Origin of the sequence: Salinarimonas ramus, from assembly GCF_014645695.1 — a bacterium.
GTDB lineage: Bacteria > Pseudomonadota > Alphaproteobacteria > Rhizobiales > Beijerinckiaceae > Salinarimonas > Salinarimonas ramus.
This window is the reverse complement of record NZ_BMMF01000001.1, coordinates 75,301-88,989: the sequence shown is the minus strand read 5'-3', so window position 1 is coordinate 88,989 and position 13,689 is coordinate 75,301. Positions and strand designations below refer to the sequence as shown.

Here is a 13,689-nt window from a genome sequence, read left to right as displayed (position 1 = left end):
CGCGCGGGTTCCCCACGCGCGTCAGATGCCGTGGCTCTGCAGCCAGCTCTCGAGCAGCGCCACCTGCCACAGCTCGGAGCCCCGCAGCGGCGTGATCGCCGAGCGCGGATCGTCGAAGAGCCGCTTCAGGTAGGTGTCGGAGAACAGGCCGCGCTCTCGCGCCTTCTGCGAGGTCAGCGTGTCGCGGACCATGTCGAGGGTGGGGCCCTCGATGTATTTCAGCGCCGGCACCGGGAAGTAGCCCTTCGGCCGGTCGATGACGTCCGCCGGGATCACCTTGCGCGCGGCTTCCTTGAGCACGCCCTTGCCGCCGTGCGCCAGCTTGTGGCGCGACGGGATGCGGGCTGCGAGCTCGGCGAGCTCGTAGTCGAGGAAGGGCACGCGGGCTTCGAGGCCCCAGGCCATGGTCATGTTGTCGACGCGCTTCACCGGGTCGTCGACGAGCATGATGGTGCTGTCGAGGCGAAGCGCCTTGTCCACGGGGTCGGTCGCGCCCGCCATGGCGAAATGCGCCTCCACGAAGGCGCGCGCCTCGTCGCGCTCGAGCCGCCATTCCGGCCCGAGATGCTGGTTCAACGTCGCGTGCGAGCGATCGAAGAAGGCGGCGGCGTAGTCGCCCACGGGATCGTTCGAGCCCGCGACCTTCGGATACCAATGATAGCCGGCGAAGACCTCGTCCGCGCCCTGTCCGGACTGCACGACCTTGACGTGCTTCGCCACTTCCCGCGAGAGCAGGTAGAAGCCCACGTTGTCGTAGGAGACCATCGGCTCGGACATCGCCCGGATGGTCTCGGGGAGCGCGTCGAGCATGTCGGTGGAGGGAATGAAGATCTTGGTGTGGTCGGTGTCGTAGTGCTTGGCGATGAGGTCGGAATAGACGAACTCGTCGCCCTTCTCGCCGTTCGCCTCCTCGAAGCCGATCGAATACGTGCGCAGCCCGGACTGACCCGCCTCGGCGAGCAGGCCGACGATCAGGCTCGAATCGACGCCGCCCGAGAGGAGCACGCCCACCGGCACGTCCGCCACCATGCGGCGCGCCACCGCCTTGCGCAGCTCGTCCAGCGTCAGGTCGCGCCATTCCTCGAAGGAGCGCTCCTCGTCCTCGGCGGAGCGCCCGAAATCGAGCGACCAGAAGCGCCGCTCCGTGGTGGCGCCGTCCTCCTCGATGATCCGGATCGTCGCAGGCGGCAGCTTGCGCACGCCCTCGAGCATCGTGTACGGCGCCGGGACGACGGCGTGGAAGCTCATGTAGAATTGCAGCGCCACGGGGTCGATCGTGCGATCGACGTCGCCCGCCGCGACGAGCGCCGGCAGCGAGGAGGCGAAGCGCAGGCCGCTCTTCGTGTTCGCGAAGTAGAGCGGCTTGATGCCGAAGCGATCGCGCGCCAGCACCACGCGCCCGCTTTCGCGCTCGTGGATGGCGAAGGCGAACATGCCGTTGAAGCGCTGGACGCAGTCCGGCCCCCAGGCGTGGTAGGCCTTGATGATCACCTCGGTGTCGGAGGTCGAGAAGAAGGAATAGCCCTTCCCCTCCAGCTCCGCGCGCAGCTCCGGGTAGTTGTAGATGCAGCCGTTGAAGGCGAGCGTCAGGCCCAGCGCCGCGTCCACCATCGGCTGCTCGCCCTTCGACGAGAGATCGATGATCTGCAGGCGGCGATGGCCGAAGGCGACGCGTCCGCGGGCGACGACGCCCTCCGAATCCGGTCCCCGCCGCTCCATCGCGCAGGTCATCCGGATGATGGCGTCGGCCGAGGCCGGTGAGCCGTCGAAGGTGAGCTCGCCGCAAATTCCGCACATGGTCGTGTCGTCGCTTTCTCCTGTGCCCCCGCACGCGGGCGGTCGGGGCGTCTCTCCGAAGATCGTTCGAGCACGAATGTTTACAGCTCGAACATTTTGATGTCAAATGATCTCCGGAGGTTTGCCGATGACGAACGACGAACGGCTGCGCTTCGTTCCAGCGCAGGCTTACGCTTCGGTAGAGGACATGCGGGCGGCCGAGATCGAGGACGAGATCCACGCCCTGACGACGGCGATGCGCGTCATCGCGCAGGCGATCGACACGCGCTCGAAGGCGGTCTCGCGGGTCTCGGGGCTCACGATCCCGCAGATCGTGGTGATGCAGGCCGTCGCCACGCGCGGGGAGGTGACGACGAGCCTGCTCTCGCGCCATTGCCACCTGTCGGCCGGCACGGTGGTCTCCATCCTCGACAAGCTCGAGGAGCGCGGCTTCGTCGAGCGCTACCGCAACGCCGCCGACAGGCGGATCGTGCACACGCGGCTCACCGCCTCGGGCGAGAGCGCGCTCGCGGACGCGCCGACGCTGCTGCCACCCGTGGCGCTCGACGGGCTGGCGCGCCTGTCCTCCGGCGAGCGGCGGGCGATCGTGTCGTCCTTCGAGGCGGTGGCCGGGCTGCTGCGGGCCGATGGCGGCGTGCCCGGCTGACCGGCACTTCCCCAACGTGAGCGCGCTCTTGCCAAAGGCTTCGCCGTCTTCGACACTCGTCTCGCGCGGCCTCGCGGCCGGCGCCCAAGACAGAGAACCGAAGGGGAAGAACGTGCGTCTCGCATCCATGGTGTCCGCCGCGGCGATCGCGGCCACCGGCGCCTTCGTCGCGCCGCAGCCGGTCCTCGCGCAGGATTGCGCGCATACGATCGGCGTCGTCGTCTCGCTGACGGGGCCGGCGGGGCGCTTCGGCCAGGCGGCGTCGAAGTCGGTGGAGCTCGCCTTCGGCGACCTGAACGACGCCGGCGGCGTCGCCGGCTGCCGGCTGGAGATGGACCTGCGCGACGCGCAGAGCCAGGGCTCGGTGGCGGTCGACCAGGCGCGTCAGCTCGTCGATCTCGTCGGTGTCCCGGCGATCATCGGCGGCATCATCTCCTCGGTCTCGATCCCGATCCTCACCTCCGTCACGGCGGACGCGGGCGTCGTGCAGATCTCGCCGGCCTCCTCCTCGCCGACGCTGACGCGGATCGCGCAGGAGGGCCAGTCGAAGGGCATGTTCTTCCGCACCATCACGTCGGACGCGCTGCAGGGCACGGCGGCGGCGAAATACGCCATGGACCAGGGCTTGAGCGAGCTCGCGATCATCCACGTCAACAACGATTTCGGCGTGAACATGGTGGCGGAATTCACCAAGGCCTACGAGGCGCTCGGCGGCACCATCACCTCCGTCACGCCCTACAACCAGAACCAGGCTTCCTACGCTCCGGAAGTCACGGCCGGGCTCGCGGGCGATCCCGACGCGCTCTACCTCGTCTCCTATCCCGGCGACGGCACGACGATCGCGCGCACCTGGATCTCGCAGGGCGGGCCGGCCAAGTTCCTGCTCAACGACGGCATGAATTCCGGCGACTTCATCGAGGGCGTTGGCCCGCAATTCCTCAACGAGGCCTACGGCACGTCGTCGGGCACGACGACGACGCCCTCGACCGAGTATTTCCAGGCCGCCTATCCGCCGATGTCGGGCGGCTTCGACGCCGGCGCGCCGGCGGCGGACCGGGCCTACGACGCCGCCGCGATCCTCGGCCTCGCCATCGCCCAGGCCGGCTCCGCCGAGCCGGCAGCCATCGTCGAAGGCATCCGCGCCGTCACCGCCGAGGGCGGCGAGGTGATCCATGCGGGCCCCGAGGAGTTCGAGCGCGCGCTCGGCCTCATCGCCGACGGTCAGGCGATCCGCTACGTCGGCGTGATCGGCGCGGTCTCGTTCGACGAGAACGGCGACATCACCGGGCCCTTCCGCAAGTGGCGCATCGTCGACGGCGAGATCACCACGGTCGCGCAGATGACGACGGAAGAGGTCGACGCCGTGAAGGCCGAGATCGGGCAGTAAGGCGAAACCTCCCCGCAGGGGAGGTGGACCGAGCGAAGCGAGGGCCGGAGGGGGCTAGAGTGGTTCGGGCGAGGGGCGATCGTCCTGCGGGCCGGCCCGCCCCCTCCCCACCCTCCGACCCTCGGGTCGTCGTCCTCCCCTGCGGGGAGGTGGCGGTCGGCGGGCTTCATCGACGTTGGCGACAAATGCCGACCCCGTGTCCTCCCCGGAGGGGAGGAGTCCGCGCGCAGCGCGGGCGGTGGGGCCGTTCTGTCGTCCCGCTCCCCGCCCTCACACGCTCCAATCCACCCCGCCGAGCCCGTGTCCTTCCAGCCAGGCGTTCGCCTTCGCGAAATGGCCGCAGCCGGTGAAGTCGCGGTGGCGGTTGAGCGGGGAGGGGTGGCCCGTCTCGAGCACCAGGTGGCGCGCGCGGTCGACGAGGGCGGCGCGGGCGCGGGCCTTCTCGCCCCAGAGCAGGAAGACGGCGTGCGGGCGCTCCGCCGAGATTGCGGCGACGGCCTCGTCGGCGAGGCGTGACCAGCCCAGCCGGAGATGCGCGCCCGCCTTGCCGGCTTCCGCCGTCAGCGCGGTGTTGAGCAGGAGCACGCCCTGACGCGCCCAGCCCGACAGGTCTCCGCGGCCGGGCGTGACGGCGGCGCCGTTCCGTGCGCATTCGGCGAGGATCGTCTTGAGGGAAGGCGGCAGGCGGCGCGTACCGACATAGGAGAAGGCGAGGCCGTGGGCGTCGCCGGGAGACGGGTACGGGTCCTGGCCCAGGATCACCACGCGCACGCGCTCGAGCGGCGTCAGCGTCAGCGCCGCGAAGACCTGATCCGGCGGCGGCACGAGGGCGGCGCCGTCCGCGAGCCGGGCGTCTATCGCGGCGGCGACGCGTTCGGCGCCGCCGTCGCGGAAGAAGGGCAGGGCGGTCCAGCCCGCGGCGTCCGGGCACCCGCGGAACTCCGCGAGCGCCCGGCTCATCGCTCCTCCGGTCGTGGGACCGGAGGACGCCTCGGATGCGAGGCTCACTCCTGGACGACGATGCGCTCGCCGACGGTCATCTCGCCGATGCCGCCATTGGCCGCGATGTAGTCGATCACCTGGCTCGCCATGAGCTGGCCCGCAGCGGCGTCGACCAGCGTCTCGCCGTTGGCGAGCATGCCGTAGCCGTCGCCGCCGCGCAGCAGGAAGTCGTTCGTGGCCAGCCGATAGGTGGCGTTCGGGTCGAGCGGCTCGCCGCCCACCGTCACCTCCTGCACGCGCGCGCCCGGCGCCTCCGACGGATCGACGACCACCGACATGCCCGAGATCTGCGCGAACGAGCCCGCGGGCTCGGGCAGGCGCGAATAGCCGTGCTCGAGGGCGGCCTTCAGGTCCTCGCCGGAGATCGTGACGAGCACCGTCGCGTTGCCGAAGGGCAGCTCGGAGAAGACGTCGCGGCGCGTCAGCGTCGTGCCGGGATCGTAGGTGCGGTCCGCGCGGATGCCGCCGCCGTTGGTGAGCGCGACGTCGGCGTCGGTCGCGGCGCGCATGGCGTCCGTGATCACGTTGCCGATGGCGGTCTCCATCGAGCGTACGCTGGCGCGGCGCGAATCGAGCGCGATGGCGGTGTCGCCGATCTCGACGTCGAGGGCGGCGGACAGCTCCTCCTCGTAGCCGGCGACGAGGCCCGCGATCTCCGCGTTCGGCTCGACGGTGGCGGAATCGACGATCTCGAAGCGCGGGCGCCAGGAGACCTCGCGCTCGTCGCCGTCGATCTCGACGGTGACGTCGAGGTGGGTGACGACGACGTAGTCGGCCTGGGACGAGCTCTCCACCATGGCGGCGCGGCCGTCGTACATGACGCGCAGGTCGTGGTCATGGCCGGTGAGCAGCAGGTCTGCGACGCCGCCGCGCAGCATCTCCAGGTCCGTCTCGAAGCCGGTATGGGCGACGGCGACGACGATGTCGGCGCCCGCCTCGCGCAGCGCCGCGGCCTGGGCCTGGGCGGTCTCGACCTCGTCGGCGAATTGCAGGTCGCCCGGGCTCGAGACCTCCGCCGTCGTGGCGGTGATCAGGCCGAAGAAGCCGATCGTGACGCCGTCGACCTCGACGAGACGCCCGTCCTCGTGGCCCGGCAGGGGCTGGCCGTCGGCGGTGCGCAGGTTCGCGGCGAGAAGCGGGAAGGTCGCTTCGCCCGCGCGTTCCAGATAGACCTCCTGGCCGAAGTCGAACTCGTGGTTCCCGGGCACGAAGACGGCGGGGTCGAGCTCGTTGAAGAGCGCGATCATGTGCGCGCCCTGGTCGAAGCCGCACAGCAGGCACGGCGAGATCGTGTCGCCGGCGTGGATCAGGAACGTGTTGGGGTTCTCCGCGCGCTCGGCCTCGAGCACCGCCGCGAGGCGGGCGACGCCGCCGCGGCCGTCGCGGCTCTCGCCCATGCGGTCGATGTCGTTGACCGAGACGAAGCTGATCGTGACGCTCGTCTCCTCCTGGGCGGCCGCGATGCCGGCCGTGGCGAGGATCGCGGCGCCGGCGAGGACGCCGCGCATGGTAGCTCTGAACATGTGTGATTGCCTCTCGAGAAGGATCGCGGGCGCGACAATAGCGCCCAAGGAACGCTTTGTCTTGTCGCGTAGCCATCTCCGTTCTTAAATCGAGCGTATACGTTGGCGATGAGCGTCGCGGTCGCTATGTACGGCCCGGCGGCGCAGCGCGTTCGCCCGCTCGCGGCCCGAGGCCGCGCCGGCACGAGAGAACCGAGGACCTCCGCTCGATGAACGAGATCGTCCAGCCTTCTTCCTTCGACGTCGAGGCCGCTCGCAGCCATGCGGACGCGCGCGAGGCGCAGTTCCGCGCCGTGAAGCTCCCCTCCGACCATCCGCAGGTGAAGGCCGGCCGTCTGGGCGTGCTGATCATGAATCTCGGCACGCCGGAGGCGACGTCCTACTGGCCGATGCGCGCCTACCTGAAGGAGTTCCTCTCCGACAAGCGCGTGATCGAGACGCCGCGTTGGCTCTGGTGGCCGATCCTCAACCTGATCATCCTGCAGACGCGCCCCAAGAAGAAGGGCCGCGACTACGACCTGATCTGGAACAAGGAGCGCAACGAGGGGCCGCTCAAGACCATCACCCGCTCGCAGGCCGAGCAGGCGCAGGCGCACCTGAAGCAGATCGCCGGCGATCGCGTGGTCGTCGACTGGGCGATGCGCTACGGCCAGCCCGCCGTGAAGCCCGCCCTCGAGAACCTGCTCGCCCAGGGCTGCGACCGCATCCTGCTCGTGCCGATGTATCCGCAATATTCCGCCGCGACTTCGGCGACGGCCTGCGACAAGGCCTTCGAGGCCTTGATGACCATGCGCTGGCAGCCGAGCGTGCGCGTGGCGCCGCCCTATCACGACGATCCGGTCTACATCGACGCGCTCGCCGATTCGATGAGGAAGGAGCTCGCCAAGCTCGACTTCGAGCCGGAGATGATCCTCACCTCCTTCCACGGCGTGCCGCGCAAGTACCTGCTCCAGGGCGACCCCTACCATTGCCAGTGCGCCAAGACCTCGCGGCTCCTGCGCGAGACGCTGGGCTGGCCGAAGGAGCGCTGGATGCTCACGTTCCAGTCTCGCTTCGGGCCCGACGAGTGGCTCCAACCCTACACCGACGAGACCGTGAAGGGGCTGGCCGAAAAGGGCGTCAAGCGCCTCGCCATCGTCGCCCCGGGCTTCTCGGCGGATTGCCTGGAGACGCTGGAGGAGCTCGACGGCGAGAACCGCGAGATCTTCGAGCACAATGGCGGCGAGAAGTTCGCCTACCTGCCGTGCCTCAACGACAGCGAGGAGGGGATGCGCGTGATCGACCACGTCGTCGCCCGCGAGCTGCAGGGCTGGCTGTGAGCCTCTGACGCCGCTCCGAGTGCGAGCGTCGCGCTGGGACTTTCTTCTGGTCTCTTAATTCCTCTTGCCTTTTTCGCGCCCGTGGGAGTTTCATCTCTGTCGGGTCGGCGCGGAGGGCGCGATGAGGAAGCTCGGTCTGCTCGGCGGCATGAGCTGGGAGAGCACGGCGCTCTATTACGCGGCGCTCAATCGCGGCGTCCGGGCGCGCCGCGGAGGCCTCTCCTCGGCGCCGCTCCTCCTGCATTCCTTCGACTTCGCCCCGATCGCGGCGATGCAGGCCCGCGGCGACTGGGACGGGCTCGGGCGACTGATGGCGAGCGGGGCCGCGGGCCTCGCCGCTCAGGGTGCGGACGCCCTCGTCCTGTGCACCAACACGATGCACAAGGTCTGCGCCGAGATCGAGCGCGCAGCGCCCGTGCCCCTCCTGCACATCGCCGATGCGACCGGGCTCGCGCTGCGCCGGGCGGGCGTGCGCCGGCCGCTCCTGCTCGCGACGCGCTTCACCATGGAGGAGCCGTTCCTCACCGAGCGCCTCGCCGTGCACGGCGCGATGCCGGTCGTTCCCGACGGGCCTGGCAGGACGCTCGTCCACACGATCATCTACGAGGAACTCTGCCGCGGGGTCGTCGAGCCCGGCTCGAAGGCGCGCGTGCTCGCGCTCGTCGCCAGCCACGCGCGGCGTGGTTGCGACGGGATCATCCTGGGCTGCACCGAGCTCGGCCTCCTCCTCGCGCAGGAGGACGTCTCTCTGCCGCTCTTCGACACGACGATGCTCCATGTCGAGGCCGCGCTCGACTTCGCCTGCGCCGCCTGACGAAGCAAGCTCGAAGAGGGGGAGGGCGTCTGCCGCACGCCTCGGCTCGCGGCGGACGACACCTCTTACCGATTGTCGAGCTGCGCTCGGACGGCTTCGAGCCCGCGTTGCGAGATGCGATAGGGCAGCCCGCCGCGCGAGGCGATCAGGCCGCGCTTGCGCATGCGCTCGAACAGGTCGAGCGAGAACCCGGCGAGCCGGTGACCTTCCCGGTTGAAGCAATCGGCGCCGACGATGCGGCGGCCGTCGCGGACATGGCGGATGAATCCGCCCTGCGCGAGCGCGTGAAGCACGCGCTGCTCGTGCTTGGAGACGTTCATGATGATGGAGAGCTCGTGTCGCGTGGACGTGCACCCGCCGCCCCGGAAGGCCGCGTCGCGGCGTCCGGTGTCTAATCGGCGTACGGGCGTGCCTCGTGGACCGCGACGATCGCGGCCCGGTCAGCGCACGGCGACAAGCTCTCGCATCAAGGCTCCTGTGAGCGAACGCGATGAGACGTAAGTCCTGCTGTTTCGAGCGTCAAGGCATCGCGGCGAGGAAGTCCATCACCGCCTGCGAGAAGGCCTGCGGCTGCTCGATGTTCGTCAGGTGCGCGCCGTCCAGCGTCAGCGCCCGCGCGCCGGGGATCGCCGCCTCGACGATGGCGCCGGCCTGCGGCGTCGTCGCGGGGTCGTGGGCGCCGATGATCACGAGGACGGGGTTCGTCACGCCGCGGATCGATTCGCGCTGGTCCATGTCGCGGATCGCAGCGCAGCAGGCGGCGTAGCCCTCGGGTGGCGTCGAGAGGATCATCTTGCGGATCATCGCCACCGCCTCCGGCGACGAGCCGCGGAAGCCGGCGGTGAGCCAGCGCTCGACGGTCGCATGGACCACGGCCTCCATGCCGCCTGCGCGCACGGTGCGGATGCGCTGGTTCCACAGGTCCGGCGGGCCCATCTGCGCCGCGGTGTTGGCCAAGACCGCGCGGTCGATGCGATGGCGATGGCGCCGCAGCAGGCTCATGCCGGTCATGCCGCCCATGGAGACGCCGCAGAAATGCGCCTTGGCGATGCCCAGCGCGTCGAGGATGCCGACGACGTCGTCCGCCAGGCGATCCATGGTGAAGGGGCGCGGTGACACCTGCGTCCCGCCGTGCCCGCGCTGGTCGTAGCGCAGCACGCGGTAGCGCTGACTGAACGCCGCCATCTGCGGCTCCCACATGGCGAGGTTCGAGGACAGCGAGTTCGACAGGACGAGGACCGGCGCGGTCTCCGGCCCGTCGAGCCGGACGTTGAAGCGGATTCCGTCGACGACGATGGTCATGGCGCACTCCTCTCGTCTGACCCGCGCCCGTCTTGCGGGGCGCCGGCCGGCAGATTAGGCCAGGGCGCGCCGCAGGCGAAGGCGACGGATGCGAAACGGTATCGGGCGATGATCGAGGTGCGCTGGCGGGAGATGCGGCGGGAGGATCTGCGGGCGGTCATCGAGATCGCGGAGGTCGTCCACCCCGCCTATCCCGAGCGCCCCGAGATCTTCGCCGAGCGCCTCGCGCTGGCGCCCGGCTTCTGCCTCGTGCTGGAGGAGAACGCGTCCATTGCCGGCTACATGATCGCGCATCCCTGGACCATCGCGGCGCCGCCCGCCCTCGACACGCTGCTCGCGCAGCTGCCGGAAGCGCCCGACACGGTTCAGCTTCACGATCTCGCGATCGCACCGGCTGCGCAAGGAAGGGGCCTCTCCGCGCCGGCGCTGGAACGGCTCGAGACGCGCGCACGAACGCAGGTTTCGCGCATCGATCTCGTGGCGGTGTCGGGTAAGGAGGCGTTCTGGGCGCGCCGCGGCTTCGAGCCCCTGCCGGACGTGGCCGTCTCTCCGGCCCTCGCCACCTACGGTGACGGTGCGGTGCGGATGATCCGCCTACTGGCGCGCTGATCGCGCTTCCTTTCGAGAATCCCGTGTGATGCGGCGCGGATATCGTCCTTTCGTCGCGACCTCACCCGCTTGACCGCCGTTTTCGGGCGGTTCACACTCGAATTCGACGCATTCGAAGGTGGCGCGTCGCCGATCCCGGCGTCGGCCGCTCTCGTCGTCCAAGCCGATCCGGCGGTACTCACCGCACGGTACAACCGGCCAATGCGCCGGGCGAGAGGAGGAACCACACCCATGGCCATCGTCTCCATGACGGTGAACGGCAAGGCCGTGACCGCCGACATCGACCCGCGCACGCTGCTCGTGCAGTTCCTGCGCGAGCACCTGCGCCTGACCGGCACGCATGTCGGCTGCGACACCAGCCAGTGCGGCGCCTGCGTCGTCCACATGAACGGGGCCGCCGTGAAGGCCTGCACCACCCTGGCGCTGCAGGCGGACGGCGCCGCGGTCACGACCATCGAGGGGCTCGCCGACGGCGCCGATCTCCACCCGATGCAGGCGGCCTTCCGCGAGCATCACGGCCTGCAGTGCGGCTATTGCACCCCGGGCATGATCATGACCGCCGTCGACATGGTGAACCGGCTCGGCGGCGATCTCTCCGAGGAGACGATCCGCGCCGAGCTCGAGGGCAACATCTGCCGCTGCACCGGCTATCACAACATCGTCCGTGCGGTGGAGACCGGCGCCAAGGCGATGGCGGGCGGCGAGCCCGTGCGCCAGGCGGCCGAGTGATCGCGCACGCGCCCACGATCCCATTCTTCCGGAGTCCATATCGATCGCGCCGACACTGCGCGGCTCCGCCGACATTTCATGCAAGACTTGAAGAACCGCCCGCAAAGAGGCGTTCTGGGAGGATCATGCCATGACGAGTACCGGTATCGGCGCGCCCGTGCGCCGCAAGGAGGACCAGCGCTTCATCACCGGCCAGGGCCGCTACACGGACGATCTCGCGCGTCCCGGCCAGGCGCATGCCGCCTTCGTGCGCTCGCCGTACGCGCACGCCCGCATCAAGTCGATCGACACGTCCGCCGCCGCCGCGATGCCGGGCGTGGTCGCGATCCTGACGGGCGACGATCTCGCGGCCGACAAGATCGGCGGCCTGATCTGCGGCTGGATGATCCATTCGAAGGACGGCACGCCCATGAAGGCGGGCCCGCATCCCGCGCTGGCGCAGGGCAAGGTGCGTTACGTCGGCGACCAAGTCGCCGTCGTCGTCGCCGAGACGCTGGCGCAGGCGCGCGACGCCGCGGAAGCCGTGGAGGTCGACTACGAGCCGCTCCCCGCGGTGGTCGACACCGCCAAGGCCCGGGGCGCCGGCGCCGTCGTCCACGACGAGGCGCCCGACAACGTCGTCTACGAGTGGCATCTCGGCGAGAAAGGGGCGACCGAGGCGGCCTTCGCCCGCGCGAAGCACGTGACGACGCTCGACATCACCAACAACCGCCTCGTCCCGAACCCGATCGAGACCCGCGCGGCCATCGGCGAGTACGATGCGGGGACGGGCGGCTACACGCTCTACACCACCTCGCAGAACCCGCACCTGGCGCGGCTCGTGCTGTCGGCCTTCATCGGCATCGCGCCCGAGCACCAGCTGCGCGTGATCGCGCCGGACGTCGGCGGCGGCTTCGGCTCGAAGATCTTCATCTACGCCGAGGAGACGGTCTGCGTCTGGGCGGCGAAGAAGGTCGGGCGCCCGGTGAAGTGGACCTCGGACCGCACGGAGGCCTTCCTCGCCGACGCCCACGGCCGCGACCACGTCACCCGCGCGCAGATGGCCGTGGACGAGAACGGCAAGATCATCGGGCTTCGCGTCCACACGGTGGCGAACCTCGGCGCCTATCTTTCGACCTTCTCGTCCTCGGTGCCGACATACCTCTACGCGCCGCTGCTCTCGGGCCAGTACGACATCCCGGCGATCTACGCGGAGGTGGACGGCGTCTACACCAACACCGCCCCCGTCGACGCCTATCGCGGCGCCGGCCGGCCGGAGGCGACCTACGTCGTCGAGCGCCTCGTCGAGGTGACGGCGCGCCAGCTGGGCATGGACCCTGCGAAGTTCCGCAAGAAGAACTACATCAAGCGCTTCCCGCACCAGACGCCCGTCATCATGAACTACGACATCGGCGACTACGCTGCCTCGCTCGAGAAGGCGATGGAGATCGCCGACGTGAAGGGCTTCGGCAAGCGCAAGCGCGAGAGCGCCAAGCGCGGCAAGCTGCGCGGCATGGGCTACTCGTCCTACATCGAGGCCTGCGGCATCGCCCCCTCGCAGGCGGTCGGCTCGCTCGGCGCCGGTATCGGCCTGTGGGAATCGGCCGAGGTGCGCGTGAACCCGACGGGCTCCATCGAGGTCCTCACGGGCTCGCACTCGCATGGCCAGGGCCACGAGACCACCTTCGCGCAGCTCGTCGCGGACCGGCTCGGCGTGCCGATCGAAACCGTGAACATAGTCCACGGCGACACCGACAAGGTGCAGTTCGGCATGGGTACCTACGGCTCGCGCTCGGGCGCGGTGGGCATGTCGGCGATCTCGAAGGCGATCGACAAGGTGATCGCCAAGGGCAAGAAGGTCGCCGCCTACGCGCTCGAGGCGTCGGAGGGCGATATCGAGTTCGAGGGAGGACGCTTCAAGGTGGCCGGCACGGACCGTTCGCTCGCCTTCGGCGAGGTGTCGCTCCAGGCCTACATCGCCCACAAGTTCACCGGCCAGGATCTCGAGCCGGGGCTGAAGGAGGGGGCGTTCTACGATCCCACCAACTTCACCTTCCCGGCCGGCGTCCACATCTGCGAGGTCGAGATCGACCCCGATACCGGCGTGACCCGGATCGACCGCTTCACGGCGGTGGACGATTTCGGCGTCGTCATCAACCCGATGATCGTCGAGGGCCAGGTCCACGGCGGCATCGCCCAGGGCGTCGGCCAGGCCTTGATGGAAGGCGCGATCTACGACGAATCGGGGCAGCTCGTGACGGCGTCCTACATGGACTACCAGATGCCGCGCGCGGGCGACCTGCCGTCCTTCCAGGTCGGCATGACCTCGACGCCCTGCCCGTCGAACCCGCTCGGGATCAAGGGCTGCGGCGAAGCCGGCGCCATCGCCGCGCCGCCGGCGGTCATGAACGCGATCACCGACGCGCTCGGCCACGAGGACATCGCCATGCCCGCGACTCCGCGCGCCGTCTGGCACGCGGTCCGCAGGGCGGCCCCGGCCATCGCCGCCGAGTGATCATCCGATTTCGCCGAGCGGCGCGCCCGAGGCGGCGCGCCGCACGCCCGACCCTTCGAGGACTGAA

12 protein-coding genes are annotated in these 13,689 nt (G+C 69.8%); 7 read left to right on the top strand and 5 right to left on the bottom strand.

What is annotated here, in order from left to right; translation table 11 throughout:
* Positions 1-21: 21 nt before the first annotated feature.
* Entirely contained in the window at positions 22-1,797 is a 1,776-nt protein-coding gene (locus IEX89_RS00400; protein WP_188908307.1) for an N-acetylglutaminylglutamine amidotransferase, read from the bottom strand.
* Between the two features lie 127 nt (positions 1,798-1,924).
* Between IEX89_RS00400 and IEX89_RS00395 the strand changes: the two genes are divergently transcribed.
* Together IEX89_RS00395 and IEX89_RS00390 are read left to right on the top strand one after the other, a co-directional pair.
* The gene (locus tag IEX89_RS00395; RefSeq protein ID WP_244645041.1) at positions 1,925-2,443 is read left to right on the top strand and encodes a MarR family winged helix-turn-helix transcriptional regulator; all 519 of its coding nucleotides are present in this window, start codon (positions 1,925-1,927) and stop codon (positions 2,441-2,443) included.
* Positions 2,444-2,570: 127 nt separating this feature from the next.
* Positions 2,571-3,830: an ABC transporter substrate-binding protein gene (locus IEX89_RS00390; RefSeq protein ID WP_188909090.1), complete on the top strand. Its 1,260-nt coding sequence runs from the start codon at positions 2,571-2,573 to the stop codon at positions 3,828-3,830.
* 270 nt (positions 3,831-4,100) lie between these two features.
* On the opposite strand, the gene ung is transcribed toward IEX89_RS00390, so the two are convergent.
* Both ung and IEX89_RS00380 read right to left on the bottom strand, forming a co-directional pair.
* Positions 4,101-4,790 (bottom strand): uracil-DNA glycosylase, encoded by a 690-nt coding sequence (ung, locus tag IEX89_RS00385; protein WP_188908305.1) that lies wholly within the window; start codon positions 4,788-4,790, stop codon positions 4,101-4,103.
* Between the two features lie 44 nt (positions 4,791-4,834).
* Positions 4,835-6,355 carry a bifunctional metallophosphatase/5'-nucleotidase gene (locus IEX89_RS00380; protein WP_188908303.1) on the bottom strand — a complete coding sequence of 507 codons (1,521 nt, stop codon included), beginning with the start codon at positions 6,353-6,355 and terminating at the stop codon, positions 4,835-4,837.
* Between the two features lie 209 nt (positions 6,356-6,564).
* Here IEX89_RS00380 and hemH point away from each other — a divergent pair, with 209 nt between their 5' ends.
* Both hemH and IEX89_RS00370 read left to right on the top strand, forming a co-directional pair.
* Positions 6,565-7,674: a ferrochelatase gene (hemH, locus tag IEX89_RS00375; RefSeq protein WP_188908301.1), complete on the top strand. Its 1,110-nt coding sequence runs from the start codon at positions 6,565-6,567 to the stop codon at positions 7,672-7,674.
* A 121-nt stretch (positions 7,675-7,795) separates the two neighbouring features.
* Positions 7,796-8,488 carry an aspartate/glutamate racemase family protein gene (locus IEX89_RS00370; protein ID WP_188908300.1) on the top strand — a complete coding sequence of 231 codons (693 nt, stop codon included), beginning with the start codon at positions 7,796-7,798 and terminating at the stop codon, positions 8,486-8,488.
* Between the two features lie 65 nt (positions 8,489-8,553).
* Here IEX89_RS00370 and IEX89_RS00365 read toward each other — a convergent pair whose 3' ends face one another.
* Positions 8,554-8,808: a YjhX family toxin gene (locus tag IEX89_RS00365; RefSeq protein ID WP_188908298.1), complete on the bottom strand. Its 255-nt coding sequence runs from the start codon at positions 8,806-8,808 to the stop codon at positions 8,554-8,556.
* Between the two features lie 199 nt (positions 8,809-9,007).
* Positions 9,008-9,790 (bottom strand): 3-oxoadipate enol-lactonase, encoded by a 783-nt coding sequence (gene pcaD / locus IEX89_RS00360; RefSeq protein ID WP_188908296.1) that lies wholly within the window; start codon positions 9,788-9,790, stop codon positions 9,008-9,010.
* 108 nt (positions 9,791-9,898) lie between these two features.
* Here pcaD and IEX89_RS00355 point away from each other — a divergent pair, with 108 nt between their 5' ends.
* The 3 genes from IEX89_RS00355 to IEX89_RS00345 all read left to right on the top strand — a co-directional run bounded on the left by IEX89_RS00355 (position 9,899) and on the right by IEX89_RS00345 (position 13,622).
* Positions 9,899-10,399, top strand: coding sequence for a GNAT family N-acetyltransferase (locus tag IEX89_RS00355; protein ID WP_188908294.1), 501 nt, complete (start codon positions 9,899-9,901; stop codon positions 10,397-10,399).
* Between the two features lie 231 nt (positions 10,400-10,630).
* A complete protein-coding gene (locus tag IEX89_RS00350; RefSeq protein WP_188908292.1) occupies positions 10,631-11,128 on the top strand; it encodes a (2Fe-2S)-binding protein in 498 nt (165 codons plus the stop codon).
* Between the two features lie 130 nt (positions 11,129-11,258).
* Positions 11,259-13,622 carry a xanthine dehydrogenase family protein molybdopterin-binding subunit gene (locus IEX89_RS00345; protein WP_188908290.1) on the top strand — a complete coding sequence of 788 codons (2,364 nt, stop codon included), beginning with the start codon at positions 11,259-11,261 and terminating at the stop codon, positions 13,620-13,622.
* The last annotated feature ends 67 nt before the right edge of the window (positions 13,623-13,689 follow it).

Bases quoted from the DNA above. Each gene is read 5' to 3' on its own strand.
- IEX89_RS00395 (WP_244645041.1), top strand. From the start codon at position 1,925: ATGACGAACGACGAACGGCTGCGCTTCGTTCCAGCGCAGGCTTACGCT.
- IEX89_RS00365 (WP_188908298.1), bottom strand. From the start codon at position 8,808: ATGAACGTCTCCAAGCACGAGCAGCGCGTGCTTCACGCGCTCGCGCAG.
- IEX89_RS00345 (WP_188908290.1), top strand. From the start codon at position 11,259: ATGACGAGTACCGGTATCGGCGCGCCCGTGCGCCGCAAGGAGGACCAG.
- pcaD (WP_188908296.1), bottom strand. From the start codon at position 9,790: ATGACCATCGTCGTCGACGGAATCCGCTTCAACGTCCGGCTCGACGGG.
- IEX89_RS00350 (WP_188908292.1), top strand. From the start codon at position 10,631: ATGGCCATCGTCTCCATGACGGTGAACGGCAAGGCCGTGACCGCCGAC.
- IEX89_RS00390 (WP_188909090.1), top strand. From the start codon at position 2,571: ATGGTGTCCGCCGCGGCGATCGCGGCCACCGGCGCCTTCGTCGCGCCG.
- IEX89_RS00355 (WP_188908294.1), top strand. From the start codon at position 9,899: ATGATCGAGGTGCGCTGGCGGGAGATGCGGCGGGAGGATCTGCGGGCG.
- IEX89_RS00400 (WP_188908307.1), bottom strand. From the start codon at position 1,797: ATGTGCGGAATTTGCGGCGAGCTCACCTTCGACGGCTCACCGGCCTCG.
- hemH (WP_188908301.1), top strand. From the start codon at position 6,565: ATGAACGAGATCGTCCAGCCTTCTTCCTTCGACGTCGAGGCCGCTCGC.
- IEX89_RS00380 (WP_188908303.1), bottom strand. From the start codon at position 6,355: ATGTTCAGAGCTACCATGCGCGGCGTCCTCGCCGGCGCCGCGATCCTC.
- ung (WP_188908305.1), bottom strand. From the start codon at position 4,790: ATGAGCCGGGCGCTCGCGGAGTTCCGCGGGTGCCCGGACGCCGCGGGC.
- IEX89_RS00370 (WP_188908300.1), top strand. From the start codon at position 7,796: ATGAGGAAGCTCGGTCTGCTCGGCGGCATGAGCTGGGAGAGCACGGCG.